The following is a 16,314-nucleotide window of genomic DNA, read 5'->3' on the forward strand; positions in this document are numbered from 1 at the left end:
TAAAGAGACTTTTGCAGAACGTCATTAGTAATGTTCTGACGGCACCGGCCGGGCGCACTATAACTATGGAGGCCATAAATGGCAAAAACAAAATCGGAAATAAATCAGGTAACCAATATTACCGATGCCGATGAAAAACTCAAAGCGTTGGAGGCTGCGCGCCTGCAAATTGAAAAACAATTCGGGCAAGGCTCGATCATGAAGCTCGGGGCAAAGACCGAGACAAGCGGCATCGAAGTAATCCCGTCGGGTAGTATCTTGCTTGATGAGGCGCTCGGTATCGGCGGTTATCCGCGCGGCAGAATTATCGAAATATTCGGGCCGGAGTCATCGGGAAAAACCACGCTTGCGCTCCATGTTGTTGCCGAAGCGCAAAAACGGGGCGGCATTGCGGCGTTTGTGGATGCCGAACATGCCCTTGACCCCCAGTATGCACAAAAACTCGGTGTTAATATCGATGAGCTATGGGTTGCCCAGCCCGATGCGGGGGAGCAGGCCTTAGAAATCACCGAAAACCTCGTTAGATCGGGCGCAGTAGACGTTATCGTCGTAGACTCGGTAGCCGCCCTTACGCCGCAAGCGGAAATCGATGGCGAAATGGGCGATTCGCACATGGGCTTACAGGCGCGTTTGATGAGCCAAGCGCTGCGAAAATTGACGGCCATTATCTCGCGGTCAAAATGTATTCTCATCTTTATCAACCAAATCCGCATGAAAATCGGCATTGCATACGGAAATCCTGAAACCACCACCGGCGGTAATGCGCTCAAATTCTATTCCTCGGTACGTATCGAAGTCCGCAAGGGCGAAGTGCTCGGCAAGGATGAAGATGAGGCATGGGGGAACAAGGTGCGCATCAAAGTGGTAAAGAACAAGGTCGCGCCGCCGTTTCGAAAAGTCGAATTGGAAATCCTATTCGGAAAGGGGATTTCTCCCTACGGCAGCTTGCTGGATTGCGCAGTAAAATACGAATTGATAGATAAAAAAGGCGCATGGTATTCATATAAAGAGGATAAGATTGGGCAAGGGCATGACAATGCCGTCAAATTCTTGGAGGATAACCCCGATATCGCAATCGATCTTGAAAAGACCTTGCGCGCGCAGCTGTTCCCCAACCAAAAATATGTTTCGAGTTTTGTAAAAACCGATCAAGCCGCCGATTCCGGCTCTGCAGGCAAAACACCGTCCGGTTCAGGCGAAGCGGCTGCGGCAAAGACAGGGGCATCAAAAGCGGCCGCTTCCGTAAAACCGGGAGATACAAAGGCTGATAAAGAAGCCGATGCTCAGACCGCTCCGGCAGGGAAAAAATCCATGCTCGAAAAGGCCGCTCTCGCGAGCGGCAAAACTGAAAGCTTGAATGCCAGTTCTGCGGCAGTATCCGCTGCGCATAAATCAAAGCCGGGCAGCGCTTTTGACGGCGACAACGAACTCTTTTAACCTGCCCGATATCACAGGGTAATCGCATCAGACAGATAAATAAAAATCGCAAAATAAATAGGCTATGAGACCATTTGAGCCGCAAAGCGGCGAAATTCTGGTTGAATAGCCTATTTATTTTGCGGGAAATATAGCAAAACAGTCTGATGCGATTACCCTCCTGAGGGCAGTACCTTCGTCCATGCGGGAAGCAGCTTTTGCGGATCCTGCCGCTCGGTGATGAGCGCCGTAAAAAGCGGTTCCAGCTGAGGCAGCGCTGCATCCAGCAGGGTAAATTCTTCTTGAGAAAAGGGAGAGAGCACATAACCTGCAATATCGGGATGCTCGGCGCTGCTGCTTTTTTTTCCGCCCGGACGCCCGATACCGATCCTGAGCCGCCAAAAGTCCGGCGTTCCCAGCGCTGCCTTTATTGAGCGAAGCCCGTTGTGCCCGCCAAGTCCTCCCGACCACTTGAGGCTCAAGGCGGCAGGCGGCAGTTCAAGCTCATCGTGTACAACAAGTATTTCTGCCGGAGGAATTTTGAAAAACTGGGCAGCCTCCCCTACTGATTCGCCCGATAGATTCATATATGTTTCCGGCTTTAAAGCATGGACAGCCTGCCCCCCGCTCACTGCTGCCGGAAAACGCCCGTACAGTCCGCGGAACTTATGCTGCCACGAAATTCCCCCGCAAATAGATAAACGATCCGCAGCAATCCACGCTGCGTTATGCCGGGTGCGTTCATACTCCCGCCCGACATTTCCCAAAAAATGCTATTAACGAAATCATCTTTTTTAACCTGAAATTATTCTTTTACCTTCGTGTCGATTATGATCGTAACCGGTCCGTCGTTGTGAATTTCCACCTGCATATCCGCTCCGAATTGTCCGGTTTTTATCGGCTTACCGAGCGCTTCGCTCAGTTTGCGGATACAGCATTCATAGAGCGGGATTGCAATCGAAGGATCCGCCGCTGCATTGAAGGACGGGCGGTTTCCTTTCTTGGTACTGGCAAACAGGGTGAACTGACTGACCAGCAAAATGTCTCCCTGCACATCCGCAAGGGCACGGTTCATCTTCCCCTCATCGTCTTCGAAAATCCGCATCTGTACGATTTTCTTAACCAACCAATCTATATCGTCCTCAGTATCTTCAGGACAGATACCGAGCAAAATAACAAAGCCCTTGCCGATGGTCTGCGTTTCAAAGCCTTCAATAGCCACACTTCCCGACCGTACCCGCTGTATTACCGCCCGCATAGCACACGCTCCTTATCATTTCTTCCATATTATGTCCTTATTATGTCCTTCCGCGCTTGCGAATATTCGAGGTTTCAGTATAGTATAATAACAAAATTAAGCATATAACGCATCGGCATTATTTCGATCGGCATCGGGAGCATACTTTACAATGGATACACAAAACACGGAACTTTTACAAGCGGGATTAGCTGCATTACATATTGAAGATAATCAAGGACAGCTGCAAGATATGTTGACGCGATACATTCGCGAACTTGAAACGTTTAATGCCGCATTCAATCTGATAAAGGTGCAAAATACTCAAGAGCTGATTATCAAACATATCCTCGACAGCCTTGCGCCATGGGAAGTGTTGGCGCAGCGGATCGGTTCACATCAAACCAAAGATACCTGTACTATTGCGGATATCGGATCAGGAGCAGGGCTGCCGGGTATTCCGCTTGCATGTCTGTTTTTACTTAAAACGCCGAGCATTAAATTTACACTGATAGAGCGGATGCACAAACGATGCGCTGTTTTGGAAAACATACAAGCCATGCTGGGGCTGACCAATACCGCCGTGCTGGAATCCGAGGCGGAAAAAGCTCCTGCCGATTATTTCGATATTGCCGTGTTCCGTGCATTTCGCCCACTTGACCGAACCATGTTGGCTACGCTGCAAAAACGAATCCGCAGTACCGGTATCTTAGCCGCCTATAAAGGAAAAGCAGCCGCAATTGAAGAAGAGATGCAAGCCTTGGGAGATCATAAACCGGACTATCAGGTGATACCGGTACAAACACCCTTTTATGACGCGGAACGGAATCTCGTTATCATCTCAAAGGAAAAACTTTAGGACGCCTCTTAAAATACGATCTATAGACCTATTCTGAAACTTTCGTTTTCGAATAGGTCTACGAGTTCACGCACCGCATTTCAAGGTAACCTGTTCAGAAACGGAAGTTTCCGAACAGGTTTGTTATTGAACAGCTCTATTCCGAAGGATGCGAAGCAAATTTAACCGAGTTTTTAGAGGTTCCGACTATTATTGACACCAATAATTTATTTGCATTTAGCTCTGACAGGGGGTATAATAGAATCGTACTATCGGGAGGCTCTCGAAGCTTCCATCTTTAGAGCTATCCCGTTGTAATTAAAGGAGGCTCATGATGAAAAAAAATGTACTAAAACGGTATCTGGATTCCAACTTGTTAAGGCGAATCCTTGGAGCGCTGATACTCGGCGCAATTACCGGTATTGTACTCGGTTTCTTCCCCAATGCGGTGCAGCCATACGTTACCTATACGAAGTTTTTCGGCGATGTATTTATTCGATTACTGAAAATGATAGTTGTACCTGTCGTATTCTTTTCAATTATTTGCGGTTCAGCCAGTATTGAACCGGCAAAATTGGGGCGGATCGGTGTTAAAATCATTATCTATTATTTGCTGACCAGTGCTCTTGCCGTATTTGTCGGACTTGTGTTTGCTAATCTGCTGCGTCCCGGCTTCGGTTTTTCGGTTATCGGTTCGGCAGCTGCAAAGGCAAAGATCAGCGAAGCGCCTGCAATGAATCAAATTCTCTTAAAAATGATTCCTACTAACCCGATGGAGGCTTTGGCTCAAGGGGATATGCTGCCCATCATATTATTTGCAATGCTGTTCGGTTTTGCCGTTTCTTTTGTCCGCGGTTCAAAAGACGAATTGCTCCGTAAAAGCGGTGATACGGTATTTTACGGTTGTAACGGGGCGGCAGAGGCAATGTATAAAATCGTCGGCGGAATTATGCAATACGCACCGATCGGTGTATTTGTTTTAATTTCGATCGTATTTGCCCAACAAGGACCGCAGGCGATAGGGCCGCTTTTAATGGTAACACTCTGTGCCTATCTCGGCTTTGTCGTACAGACGATTGCGGTGTACGGCGCTATTCTTGCCGCGTCGAAAGTTTCGCCGATAACCTTTTTCAAAAAGATTCACGAAATTATGATTACCGCTTTTGTAACCCGTTCGTCATCGGGAACGTTGCCGGTTACCATGCGCGTGGCAGAAGAAAATTTGGGGATTCCGCGCAGTATTTCTTCGTTTACACTGCCGCTCGGCGCAACAATCAATATGAACGGAACCGCCATCTACCTTGGTGTTTGCGCAATGTTTATCGGTTACGCAATCGGTTCCCCGCTGAGTATTGCCCAGCAGATTACTGTTGTACTTACGGCAACGTTGGCAGCGGTCGGCACTGCGGGTGTTCCGGGGTCGGGAGCCATTATGCTGCTGATGGTGCTTGATTCCTGCGGCTTAAAACTCACTGAAGGGTCGGCTGTAGCGGCTGCTTATGCAATGATTCTCGGAATTGATGCACTGCTTGATATGGGAAGAACTTGTATCAATGTAACAGGCGATGTCGTAGGTACACTCATCGTGTCACGGCAGGAAGAAAAATACCAAACGTCAAATCAGGCAGAGGTCTAAGGAAACACTGGGGCTGTCCAAAAACAGAAAGCCTGTCTGTTTTTCTGTGCAATACCGTTTGGACAGTCTCTTAATTCTATGGGAAATTTTATTTTACGACTTACCACGAAAAAACAAAAAACATAGTAGAACTTGACAAATGGGTAATAGCAGGTTACCCTTTTTAAAGAGCAGTTTGATGTAAACTCAAATAATTTTAAAGATGCTCATCAATTCGGAGGAAATCATGAAACGTATGTTTAAGCTCTGTGCCGCACTGTTGATTGCCGCTACCTTGCTGAGCGGGTGCGATACGAAAAAAACGGACGCATCCGCATCCCAAACCAATTCGGAAAAGCCGATTGAAATCTCATTGTATTATTCAGACAATGCGACGCTTCCCTTCAAAGCCGATTGGCTGACCGTGCAGGAATCGGAAAAGCGCTCAAACACAAAATTGCACTTTGAGCCGATACCGATTGCCGATTACAGCACCAAGGTATCGTTAGCATTAAATACCGGCAATGGTCCCGATGTAATCCTTTACCAAAACACCAACGGAGAAAACGGTTCCTTGGCATTAAACGGCGCGCTTATTCCGATCAGCGACTATGCCGAATGGACTCCGAACTTTAATGCACAGGTAAAAAAATTCGGATTGGAAAAAGACATCGACGCAGTTCGCCTGAAAGACGGAAAATATTATTATCTTCCTTCTTTATTCGACGTTCCTTTTTACGATGGCGGATTGATTTTGCGCGAAGACATACTGAATAAATATGGCTTATCTCAGCCGAAAACATTCGACGACCTCTATGTCTATTTAAAGAAATACAAACAAGATAATCCCGACTCATATCCCCTGACCATTTTGGCCGGCCCGCGGGTTTTATATAGAATGACAATGCCGTCATTCGGAATCAGCCTCAGCAAAAATTCTTCAACCGGTACCGGTGTTTTAAGCTGGGACTATGCGCAGGGTAATTATTTTGCAGGCGCCGTAACGGAAATGTATAAGTCCTATGCACGCTTCCTTGCAAAGCTCTACAAAGAGGGTTTGTTAGATCCTGAAATGGCAGATCCCATCGACGGCGATAAATGGGCGCAAAAGCTCGCTACCGGCAAAGCAGTTGCCACGTATGCGTACTATGACCAAATCGGCGGCGTTACCGGAAAATCGGCTATCGAAGGCTTTAAACTGCAAATGTATCCGCCGCTCGCCGGTCCTGCAGGCGCTCACCATCAGCCCAAGAGCAGAACACAATGGGGCATCATGTTCCCGTCAAAGACCGCAAAGCGCGCTGACTTTGAACAAATTGTCCGTGCAATTGACGATATTTTCTTCAGCGATGAAGGTGCAAAACTCTGGTGTCTCGGCGTAGAAGGCGTAACCTATACGGTTGAAAACGGTAAAATCAAGTATGCAAAAGAAATTACCGAAGCTCCTGAAGGTGTTTACAAGACGATGCAGTTAAAATACGGATGCGGCGCCGATACGACGCAGCTGGTATGGATTAACAGCAGAGAAATGACCAAGTATGACGACAATTATGCCCGCATCAATGCAGAAGTAGAAAAAATGGATATGGCGATCCAACCCATTCCCCCTACTCCGCTGTTTGATGATGCTGTCGCCGAAGAAGCAGGTATCCTGCGTACTCCGCTCTTAGATACATTTGAAAAATGGAACAACGATTTTATCACCGGGAAAAAAGATCTTGATAAGGATTGGAATGCCTATGTTACCGAAATGAATAATGTCGGCATTGAAAAGTACCTTACACTCTATAACGAGCATGTAAGGAAATAACCTCTTACTGCGCCTGCATAAGCATCGCTTTGCGGGCGTATTGGGCATCTCTGAAAACTTAGGTATAGCTTTTAGAGATGCCTTATTATTTTTAACACTATGAATCAAAGAACAAAACGCTATTTTCATCAATATTGGCAGCTTTATGCGATGCTTCTGCTGCCCTTACTTTATTTTATCATATTTAAATATGTTCCGATTTTCGGTAATGTACTTGCATTCAGGCGATATCGTCCGGGGCTCGGCGCATTCGGCACCGAATGGGTTGGGCTGCGCTATTTTACGATGTTCTTTAAAGACCCTGCCTTTTGGCGTGCATTTAGAAATACGCTGACTTTATCGCTGATGAATTTACTCATAAACTTCCCGATACCGATTATCTTTGCGCTCCTTTTAAACGAAATACGTTCCGTTTTTTTAAAGAAATTTGTACAAACGGTTTCATATATGCCGCGCTTTATTTCAACCGTTGTCGTTATTGCAATGGCTGCGGAAATTCTTTCGCCGAGTACCGGTATTTTAAATCTTCTGTTAAAAAATACTTTCGATATGCAGCCGATCTATTTTATGAATGAACCGTCTTATTTTAGAGTACTATATATTTTCACCGACACATGGCAGTATATGGGTTGGACTGCCATTATCTATCTTGCGGCAATTACGGGAATTAACGAAGAATTATACGAGGCGGCAAAAATCGATGGTGCGGGAAAATTACAGCAAATACTGTATATCACCATACCGTCTATCTTGCCGACTATTATGGTGATGCTTATTCTGGAAATAGGCAGATTACTGACGCTTGGCTTTGAAAAAAATCCTGCTTATGTATACCCCGAACAATGCGGATGTCAGCGATATTATCGCAACACTTGTATACCGCACCGGCTTAGCAAATCAAAACTATTCGTACGCAACGGCAATCGGATTATTTACCGGCGTTATCGGCATTGTTCTTGTCGCCTCTGCAAACGCTGCAAGCAAACGTCTCACCGACGAAAGTATCTATTAAAAAGTACCCATTAACACGGAGTGATCTATGCAATCAAGGCAAAACTCGTTCAGCATTTTTAATCTTATCCTCTTTATTGTGATGGCATTTGTCGTACTCATCTGCATTGTACCGTTTATATATATGATCGCCCTGTCTTTCTCCGACCCTGCCGCTATTATGCAGAACAAAGTATCGTTTCTACCGGTGGGGTTTACAACCGCGGCATATAAGCAAATATTCACATATCCGAATTTCTTTAAAGCGTACGGTAATACTATTTTCTATACCTTTTTCGGCACCCTTATTGCGCTTTGTTTTACCTCGACCTTTGCATATCCGCTTTCAAAAAAGTTTTTACGTGGAACCGGTATCATCATGAAGTTAATAGTCTTTTCGATGTTTTTTTCGGGAGGTTTAATCCCCACCTATCTGCTTATTTCTTCATTGCATTTAACGGGTACGGTATTCGCGATATTGCTTCCCTTTGCCATCAATCAGTTCCACCTGATTATCTTAATCAACTTTTTTAAAGCCTTTCCGCATGAGTTGGAAGAAGCTGCCTTGATAGACGGACTCGGCTACTTCAGGATTTTTACGCAGATTGTCATTCCTCTTTCAACTCCTGCTTTAGCGGCAATCGGTCTATATACGGCAGTATTCTTTTGGAATGATTGGTTTAACGGATTGATCTACTTAAAGTCTTCACAGTTCCCTGTTATGTTGTTTCTGCGCAATATCGTCAACGGTACGGCAACAATGGGAGATGGAGCCGGCAGCGCAGATATGTCGGTTATCGGTATTTCGATTAAAGCCGCCGTCATTATCGTTTCGACGCTGCCGATTATCCTGCTGTACCCCTTCCTGCAAAAATACTTTGTGAAAGGGCTGACAATCGGCTCGGTAAAAGGCTAAAGAGTAAAAGGTTAAATAACGTATATCTCGTAAGCGGTGTTGTAAAACCGGCAGTTCTACAACACCGTTTTTTTTATCGGCGGCTTTCGGAGCTGCTGCCGGCAGCGGTTTCAAAATCAGCTTTAATTTTTTCCAATACTACACCGATATCATTTTGATAGATAAAATCCCAGCCTACCCACGAGAATTTTTTATCGGCTGATAACCGATTGTCGACGGACGGATTGGTAGATGGGAAGAAACCGCTTTGCGCAAAAACTATACCGGTCTTTTCCGAAAGAAAAAACGATACAAAATCTTTTGTGAACTCCTCAGTATCTTTTTTTACCAGCATAAAAATAGGAGCGACAATCGCACCGTCCTCCGGCCAAACCGTTTTAAGAGGAGTCCGCTCATCTATCATCTTAGAGAAAAAATAAGGACTGATGCTGACCACAGGCTGCACAGCCGCGGCTTTACCGCCTTTGACCATTTGAGCAGGATGCATATAAGCACTGCATGCTTTGCCTAATTTCTTAATTCCTTCATCACCAAAACGCGCGTAGATATTGAGAATAACCGAATTAAATAAATCCAAATCACCGAATGGAATAGCGACGGAATGTTCAAATTCGGGAGATAAAATATCCTCCCATGTTTCCGGTACCTTTCTGCCGTTTAATAAAGCAGTATTTACAATCATAATTGCAGGAACGACGCCGATAATGGCGTAATTTTTTTTCTCATCCCGCAAATCGATATAGTCATTGCAAAAATCTTTATTGACCGTATCAAGTGCACAGTGAAATTCCTTGTTTTCAATAAAAGAACCCATCAGCTTTTTGTCAAAGAACAGTTCAAAACCGGCTGACAGGAGCACATCCGGCAGGTTTTCTTTTTTACCGGTTTTTGCCAGATCGATTATCCAATCAATACCGAGATTAGCCGATCTTAGATCATATCTGATTTTATAGTTTTTCTTTTCCAATTCTTCCTTATGCGTTTCGACATAATCGGAATAAAATGCTTCAAAGCTTTCCAGAAGAGGAATCCGTATCGGGCAAGGCAAAACACCTTCAATCCTGATCGTTTGTTTACCATCATCCGGTTCAACACGGTTATTATTCTTTGTCTTTAAACTCAGATCAATATGTGCAAAACCGGATGAGGCTGCTTGTTCGATAATTTCAACGAGTTCCCGCTCGCATAAATCGATATCCAATTTCTTAGAAAAAAAAGCTTTTTCAAGTGTGATTTTCTTTCCCATCAATTTGCGCATGACCGGATTGGTGAGCGGCGTAAATCCCTTCCCTGCCAAATAGCGAATTGTTTCGGGGTACCGGTCCGTAACGTCAAAGACCGTTTCGTTCATCATAAAATAATTATTCATAATCTTCCTCCAATAACAGATATATAGTAGACTATTTACAACCGATACTTAAAAAGACCCGCATACTATGCAAAGGAAGGATGCTGTGAATCCGTTATTCAAAGATATTTCCGCAAAGGAACTGGAAACCTATCTGACCGCCGTCAAGGCAAAGACCGCCGTTTATCAAAAAAGACAGTTTCATTTTCTTTGAAGGCGACCTCCCCAAGGCATTGTTCGTTCTTAAATCGGGAGTTGTCCAAATCGAAAAAAATGATATCGACGGTAAACGAATCATTATGAACCGCTTTGAAACACCGGAAACAGTCTTCGGTGAAGTCTATGCTTTCTTGCAATCCATCCCGTATGATTATTCATGCAGGATAATCGCCGATGCGGAAATTCTCAGTATTCCGGCAAATATATTTTCAACCTCCGCAACACTGCCTGCCGTACAAACAAAAATTGTACAGAATCTTTTGTCTATTCTCGCGCATAAAGCTTATTTTTTAAACCAGAAGCTGCTGATATTTTCATCATTTACACTGCGCAAAAAAATAGCCGTGTATCTGTTACAGCAAGCGCATGGTCAGCCTAAAATAACGCTTACACTGAACCGAGAAGCTATGGCCGAATATCTTGCCGTTCCCCGCCCTTCCTTATCCCGTGAATTGATGAATATGCAAAAAGATAAACTGCTCACTATCTCCAATGATACCATAACCATTAATATCGATAGGCTCGAAGATCTTGCATAAATTAAACCTGTTCGGAAACTTCCGTTTCTGAACAGGTTACCTTGAAATGCGATGTTCTAAATCGTATGTTTATTTTCAGTCGCTGAAATAGCGCGGCTGAAAAACACATCGAGTTTGCTTCGCAAACATCGCGTATTAACGTATGCGCGTTCCGCACATCAATGCAGCAGTTTCCAAAGTTCACACTTTGTTCAACTGTTGCATTTTAGGGTGCTATTTGTGCGATTTAGAACTCGTCGACCTATTCGAAAACGCAGTTATCGAATAGGTCATTAATTCCGCATGTAGCCGGCTCTAAAAGTCCAATTTTTAGAACTATGCGGACTATATCATAACGAAAGCAAGAACTCGGTACCATTTGTTACCGGATTGGTATTTTAGTATCCGGAAAATAGATATTATGAGAAAAAAATAATATTATCACTTTAGATTTTTGGCATTCAATTTTTTCGATATTCGTTTTTCGATTGCTTGACTAAAGCCGCAAAATAAATTATTATGGTGCTTTCTTGGGCCTATAGCTCAGTTGGTTAGAGCAGCGGACTCATAATCCGCGGGTCGCCGGTTCAAGTCCAGCTGGGCCCATTTTTTCCCTCATAACAATTTCTGCAAGAAACACCGGAACCTACAGCGTTGCGCTGTAGAGACCTCACTATTTTCTATCCATTTTTATGAATGACAAATCAATTATCGTAATTGGCTATTGGGAATCTTTGTTCCGGCAAGACGGATGAGATTCTCCATTTCAGCCTGTGTATATGGACGGATTGTATTCCATGCGGGATTAAGACAGTTACCCGGTAAAAAAGGAGCAAAAAACCATGCGGCATCGGAAGGGAGTAATGCTGAAATAGCGCGTATCTCCTCGGCGGCTACAAGCGGCGGTACAAGAACTGTTCTGTACTCGATTTCTACCGATCGGCAAAATCTTTGCTTTTCCTGCAAAATCATCAGCGTCCGTTTAAGCGCAGCTTCAGGCTGTTCAGCCGCAGGCTCAGTCCCTGCCGGACAACAAAATTTAAGTTCATGATAACGGGAGGGAGCGGTCTTTATATCGACGGCTATCATATCCGGACAGAGCGCTTCGTCGTGCAATAGCGAATACATCCTATCCGGCAATAGACCGTTTGTATCAAGTTTAACGGCAAGACCGGCTTTTCGTGCCCGTAGAATAAGCTCCGGTAAAATCGGAGACAACAGCGCTTCTCCACCTGAAATAACGAGTCCGCGCAATACCGACTTCCGCTTTTCGATATGCTCATAGACCGCTTCGATCGGTACGTAGTCATTCGTACCGCCCTGCAATGACTTACCGGCAGGCCCTTCCAAAACGGATGCACATACCAACTCACCGTTATAGCAATACGGGCAGCGCAAGTTACAGCCGGGCAGAAAAACCGCAGCAGCAACCTTGCGCGGATAGTTGACAAGTGTGGTTTTCTGCAGACCGACATTCATAGCTTACGCGATAACCGCTTCAGCCGTATATGGAGTTAAGTGATACGCTTTAAGATCGGCAACCGAATATGCACGAGAAAGCTCTTTTTCCGATTCATTATACATGATAACGGTAGGACAGGAACGAACGCCGTGCTTGGCAGCAGCTTTAATACCCTCTTCGGTGTCGGCATCGATATAATGGATGTCAATACCGAGATTATTGCAGTAATCTTTAACAGGGGGGCAATTAGGACATGTCTTTCGCGTATATACCTCAAAAAAGGCAGGATATTGAATTGATGTCGTTCCCGTATCCACTACGGTACTTTGCCCTGCATAGAGGGGCGTTTTGGGATTTTCGTGTTCAAACATTTTCCGTTCTGAAAACTCTTCACGCTTGCCCTTATTCCAGTTACGGACGGAACGGTAATAACCGACTATGCGTGCATATACTTCCGTTGTGGAACCGTGTACGTTTTGCAGTTCGGACTGTGCAGCTGCAATATCAGCATCGATTGCTTCTCTTGTTCTCATGGTGCTTTACCCGCCTTTTTATAGAGTTATGTTTAACATCACACTATATAAGTTTATCTATATAGTGTTAATTACGCTTATGTTTATTACAATACCCCCATATATAGTGTATGTCAAGTAGTCAAACAAACTCCCTCTTTGCCGTAAAACTCGATGTCCTATGGTTGACCAAGTATCGGTTTTTATGTATTATAGCCTGTATTTTATTCTTGCAGGAACATTCCTAAAAGCTGCTCTTTTAGTAGTTCCTACTATATTGATTAATTTCCGGGAGGATTAACGTGAGCGTAAAAATCAGACTCAAGAAGTTCGGGAGTAAAAAGCGTCCGTATTACCGTATCGTAGTACAGGATGTTCGTGAACCCCGTGACGGTAAAACCATCGACGAGGTAGGCATCTACCATCCTATTGAAGCCGAAGATCAGCAGATTGCTTTTGATGCCGATAAGGTACGCGGTTGGCTTAATAAAGGCGCTCAGCCGACCGATACGGTTCGTCACTTACTCAACAAAAAACAATTCACATTATAGGTCGGCTATCGAGCATGGAACGTGATTTAGTCGAGTACATTGCAAAGTCGCTTGTCGATGATCCCAGCGCCGTTTCCGTATCGGAAAAAGAGACCGACCGCGGTATTGTGCTGGAATTGCGTGTTGCAAGCGGTGATGTAGGAAAGGTAATCGGAAAATTCGGAAGGGTTGCACAGGCAATTCGGACGTTGCTTATGGCATCAGCCGGTCGGAGCGGAACCCGTTATTTACTGGAAATTCTTGATTAATGGACTGGCTCATAACCGGTAGAGTTCGGGGTACATTCGGTCTCGAAGGCTTCATTAAAATTGAAAGCTGTTCGGGCGAGTATGAACATTTTCTAAACTTAAAAGAGATAAAGCTGCAACTTCCATCCAAAGGGACGGAAACACAGCATCCCGAAATCTTCTATCAGGTTGAAGAGTGTGTTATCCGTAATGCGGATGCATTATTAAAACTACGAGGTATCGATTCGCCTGAGGCGGCAAAGAAGCTGCACGGCGCGGATATATTGGTTCCTCGGGATATGGCTTGCCCGCTTGAACGCGGCGAGTTTTATATCAATGATCTTTGTAATTCTGACCTTGTGTACAAAGGAAATTCTGTGGGTACAATTGCAGATGTAGTGGAAGGCGGAGGCGGATTGTTATTGGAAGTCTCCGAGGCTGCAACAGGCAGAACCGTGTATGTTCCGTTTCGCTCTCAATTTATTGGGAAGATAAACATAGCGGCAAAGCAGGTTGAGCTTATGCACCGCTGGATTCTCGAATGAGATTCAATGTGCTGACCTTGTTTCCCGAAATACCCGCCGCCTTTTTCGAATCGTCGATCATGGCGAAGGCGGTTGAGCGGGGGCTTATTACCTACAATCTGGTGAATATCCGCGACTTTGCTTACGACAAGCATCGAACCTGTGATGATCTAACCTACGGCGGCGGAGCTGGAATGCTCCTATTGCCGCAGCCGCTTTCGCTCGCGCTCGATTCCGTACAGGCTGCCGAAAAACGGGTTATCTATGTAACCCCTTCCGGTAAACCCTTGACGCAATCACGTGCAGCGGAGCTTGCGCGAGAACAAGAGCTCGTGTTTATCTGCGGCCGCTACGAAGGAATTGATCAGCGAATCATCGACGAATACGTTGACGATGAAATTTCGCTCGGCGACTACGTTATGTCCTCAGGTGAACTTGCTGCACTCGTAATAATAGACGCGGTGTACCGCTTGATCGACGGCGTTATTTCCCGCGAATCCCTTGAAGAGGAGAGCTTTTCCGACGGTTTGTTGGAATACCCCCAGTACACACGGCCGCAGATATTCAGGGACAGGGCTGTTCCTGAAGTGCTTCTGTCCGGCCACCACGAGCACATTCGTAAATGGCGGCTTGAACAGCGGATTAGAAAGACGCTTGCCATGCGTCCCGACTTGCTGACAGCAATCCGTAGTTTGCCTGAATGGACAAAAGAAGCGGAACTTATTTTACAGGAGATAACAAATGGCAGAGAATTTAATTCGTAAGATTGAAGAAAAACAAAAGATTGTCGAAAAACCTTCTTTTAAAGTAGGCGATACCGTAAAGGTACACTTCAAGATTATTGAAGGAAAAACCGAACGTATTCAGATATATGAAGGCTTGGTGCTGTGCTTTAAAAATGCCGGTATCGGTCGGACATTCACCGTAAGAAAGAACTCTTACGGCGTTGGTGTCGAGCGCGTATTCCCGCTTCACTCACCGCGTATTGCAAAGGTGGAAGTTGTGCATGCCGGTAAGGTACGCCGTGCCAAGCTGTACTACATCCGCGAGAAGATCGGTAAGGCAGCAAAGATTAAGACACTGCTGCAGAAAAAGAACTAGCGGATATGCAAACCGTAGCGGAACGGTCGGCGCTTATTATTCCGTTAAGCTGGAACACTGCGCTTAATAAGACCGTTCTTTTACACGGGAATACTGCTGCCGGTTTTTCCGAGAATGAACCGGTAACGGTTCGGGTGCTGTCAATCCTTAAAAACAATACGATACGGATTGCCGTCAAGGGGATCGTATTGCAAGCACAGACAAAAGCTCTTTCTCAGGATATTCGAGAAGGAGCTTTTTTATTGATGCGTGTTCATATTGCCGAGAACACGGTGGTACTAACACCGTACCCAAAATATGTACCGCAACCGCTGCCGCATGGCGATGTATTTACCCAGCTCGCCATACCGCAGTCCGACCTTACGGCGGCATTGATCGCCTTTTTCCGTCAAGCCGAACAGCCGCTTCAATCCCGCCCACTTTTAAAAATCCTTTCTTCGCTCTCTGCGTTTGCCCCGCACGAGAAAAAAGCTGCTTTTGCCGCAGCGCTCCTCTACTCCCGCGGCATTGAACCTTCGCCACAGCTGATTGCACAATGCCTCACAGCGCTTTTCGGCCTTTCCGATAAGCAGGGAAGAACCGCTGTCGAAGAATGGGACGACCAAGACCTCTTTCGTTTCCTCAATCATGTAAAAACAGGCAAAAACCACTGGGTAGTATTCCCGTTTGAAAAACAGCTCAACACACTCTGGAAAGGTTCGGCAGCATTTTTGCTTGACCTGCAGGATACGGTGTGCCGTGAATGCTGTCTGCGGGTGCGAAGTGAAAAAAAGCAGGAATCTTGGACGTTTACGCTCAAGGATCACCAATGTCTTTTTTCCTATCGAGGGCAAGACGAACTTTCACTACAAAAACAGGAAAAACTCACGGCATTGCTACAAACTTGTCTGGAATCCGCAGGAGTTACGTCATATACCGTACATTATGCCGATAATAATAGAGAAGAGAATCATACCCTTGCATCAATTGATATATCCGTGTAGTATAGACGTGGAGTGAGGTATGACTTTTTTATATTACCGTGAAGATA

At 45.3% G+C, this 16,314-nt stretch carries 17 protein-coding genes, 1 tRNA gene and 1 pseudogene; 14 read left to right on the forward strand and 5 right to left on the reverse strand.

Translation table 11 applies throughout. The features are described from left to right. Window positions 1-78: 78 nt before the first annotated feature. Window positions 79-1,437: a recombinase RecA gene (gene recA / locus GWP40_RS08220; RefSeq protein ID WP_212564939.1), complete on the forward strand. Its 1,359-nt coding sequence runs from the start codon at window positions 79-81 to the stop codon at window positions 1,435-1,437. 152 nt (window positions 1,438-1,589) lie between these two features. On the opposite strand, the pseudogene pth reads toward recA, so the two are convergent. Together pth and dtd are read right to left on the reverse strand one after the other, a co-directional pair. Beyond that, window positions 1,590-2,205: pseudogene (gene pth, locus GWP40_RS08225) on the reverse strand (aminoacyl-tRNA hydrolase). 16 nt (window positions 2,206-2,221) lie between these two features. Next, entirely contained in the window at window positions 2,222-2,674 is a 453-nt protein-coding gene (gene dtd / locus GWP40_RS08230; RefSeq protein WP_212564940.1) for a D-aminoacyl-tRNA deacylase, read from the reverse strand. A gap of 151 nt (window positions 2,675-2,825) precedes the next feature. Between dtd and rsmG the strand changes: the two genes are divergently transcribed. The 5 genes from rsmG to GWP40_RS08255 all read left to right on the forward strand — a co-directional run bounded on the left by rsmG (window position 2,826) and on the right by GWP40_RS08255 (window position 8,822). Next, window positions 2,826-3,512, forward strand: a complete 687-nt coding sequence (gene rsmG, locus GWP40_RS08235; protein ID WP_212564941.1) for a 16S rRNA (guanine(527)-N(7))-methyltransferase RsmG — start codon at window positions 2,826-2,828, stop codon at window positions 3,510-3,512. Between the two features lie 310 nt (window positions 3,513-3,822). Continuing rightward, a complete protein-coding gene (locus GWP40_RS08240) occupies window positions 3,823-5,127 on the forward strand; it encodes a dicarboxylate/amino acid:cation symporter (RefSeq protein WP_212564942.1) in 1,305 nt (434 codons plus the stop codon). 226 nt (window positions 5,128-5,353) lie between these two features. Beyond that, complete coding sequence (locus tag GWP40_RS08245) at window positions 5,354-6,916, forward strand: extracellular solute-binding protein (protein ID WP_212564943.1); 1,563 nt, start codon at window positions 5,354-5,356, stop codon at window positions 6,914-6,916. Window positions 6,917-7,015: 99 nt separating this feature from the next. Further along, window positions 7,016-7,942, forward strand: a complete 927-nt coding sequence (locus GWP40_RS08250; protein ID WP_230974351.1) for an ABC transporter permease — start codon at window positions 7,016-7,018, stop codon at window positions 7,940-7,942. Window positions 7,943-7,955: 13 nt separating this feature from the next. Beyond that, entirely contained in the window at window positions 7,956-8,822 is an 867-nt protein-coding gene (locus tag GWP40_RS08255) for a carbohydrate ABC transporter permease (protein WP_212564944.1), read from the forward strand. A 73-nt stretch (window positions 8,823-8,895) separates the two neighbouring features. On the opposite strand, the gene GWP40_RS08260 is transcribed toward GWP40_RS08255, so the two are convergent. Further along, window positions 8,896-10,191: an ABC transporter substrate-binding protein gene (locus tag GWP40_RS08260; RefSeq protein WP_212564945.1), complete on the reverse strand. Its 1,296-nt coding sequence runs from the start codon at window positions 10,189-10,191 to the stop codon at window positions 8,896-8,898. A 212-nt stretch (window positions 10,192-10,403) separates the two neighbouring features. On the opposite strand from GWP40_RS08260, the gene GWP40_RS08265 reads away from it, so the two are divergent. Continuing rightward, the gene (locus GWP40_RS08265) at window positions 10,404-10,928 is read left to right on the forward strand and encodes a Crp/Fnr family transcriptional regulator (RefSeq protein WP_230974352.1); all 525 of its coding nucleotides are present in this window, start codon (window positions 10,404-10,406) and stop codon (window positions 10,926-10,928) included. A gap of 511 nt (window positions 10,929-11,439) precedes the next feature. Beyond that, window positions 11,440-11,513: transfer RNA gene (locus GWP40_RS08270), tRNA-Ile, on the forward strand. A gap of 102 nt (window positions 11,514-11,615) precedes the next feature. Here the strand turns inward: GWP40_RS08270 and GWP40_RS08275 are convergent. Together GWP40_RS08275 and GWP40_RS08280 are read right to left on the reverse strand one after the other, a co-directional pair. Beyond that, window positions 11,616-12,386 (reverse strand): radical SAM protein, encoded by a 771-nt coding sequence (locus GWP40_RS08275; RefSeq protein ID WP_212564946.1) that lies wholly within the window; start codon window positions 12,384-12,386, stop codon window positions 11,616-11,618. A 3-nt stretch (window positions 12,387-12,389) separates the two neighbouring features. After that, window positions 12,390-12,902 carry a glutaredoxin family protein gene (locus GWP40_RS08280; RefSeq protein WP_016523578.1) on the reverse strand — a complete coding sequence of 171 codons (513 nt, stop codon included), beginning with the start codon at window positions 12,900-12,902 and terminating at the stop codon, window positions 12,390-12,392. 281 nt (window positions 12,903-13,183) lie between these two features. Here GWP40_RS08280 and rpsP point away from each other — a divergent pair, with 281 nt between their 5' ends. From rpsP to GWP40_RS08310, 6 genes are read left to right on the forward strand one after another with little or no spacing between them, the layout of a single operon-like run. Beyond that, complete coding sequence (rpsP, locus tag GWP40_RS08285; protein ID WP_016523577.1) at window positions 13,184-13,432, forward strand: 30S ribosomal protein S16; 249 nt, start codon at window positions 13,184-13,186, stop codon at window positions 13,430-13,432. A 14-nt stretch (window positions 13,433-13,446) separates the two neighbouring features. Continuing rightward, complete coding sequence (locus GWP40_RS08290) at window positions 13,447-13,680, forward strand: KH domain-containing protein (RefSeq protein WP_006188554.1); 234 nt, start codon at window positions 13,447-13,449, stop codon at window positions 13,678-13,680. Continuing rightward, window positions 13,680-14,204, forward strand: coding sequence for a ribosome maturation factor RimM (rimM, locus tag GWP40_RS08295; RefSeq protein WP_016523576.1), 525 nt, complete (start codon window positions 13,680-13,682; stop codon window positions 14,202-14,204). Before GWP40_RS08290 ends, rimM begins: the two co-directional genes overlap by 1 nt. Beyond that, window positions 14,201-14,947, forward strand: coding sequence for a tRNA (guanosine(37)-N1)-methyltransferase TrmD (gene trmD, locus GWP40_RS08300; RefSeq protein WP_212564947.1), 747 nt, complete (start codon window positions 14,201-14,203; stop codon window positions 14,945-14,947). The genes rimM and trmD overlap by 4 nt, the downstream gene beginning before the upstream one ends. Next, window positions 14,925-15,284 (forward strand): 50S ribosomal protein L19, encoded by a 360-nt coding sequence (gene rplS / locus GWP40_RS08305; RefSeq protein WP_016523574.1) that lies wholly within the window; start codon window positions 14,925-14,927, stop codon window positions 15,282-15,284. The genes trmD and rplS overlap by 23 nt, the downstream gene beginning before the upstream one ends. Before the next feature lie 5 nt (window positions 15,285-15,289). Next, window positions 15,290-16,267, forward strand: a complete 978-nt coding sequence (locus GWP40_RS08310; RefSeq protein WP_212564948.1) for a hypothetical protein — start codon at window positions 15,290-15,292, stop codon at window positions 16,265-16,267. Window positions 16,268-16,314 lie beyond the last annotated feature (47 nt).

It is taken from the genome of Treponema vincentii (assembly GCF_018336815.1).
Taxonomy (GTDB): domain Bacteria; phylum Spirochaetota; class Spirochaetia; order Treponematales; family Treponemataceae; genus Treponema.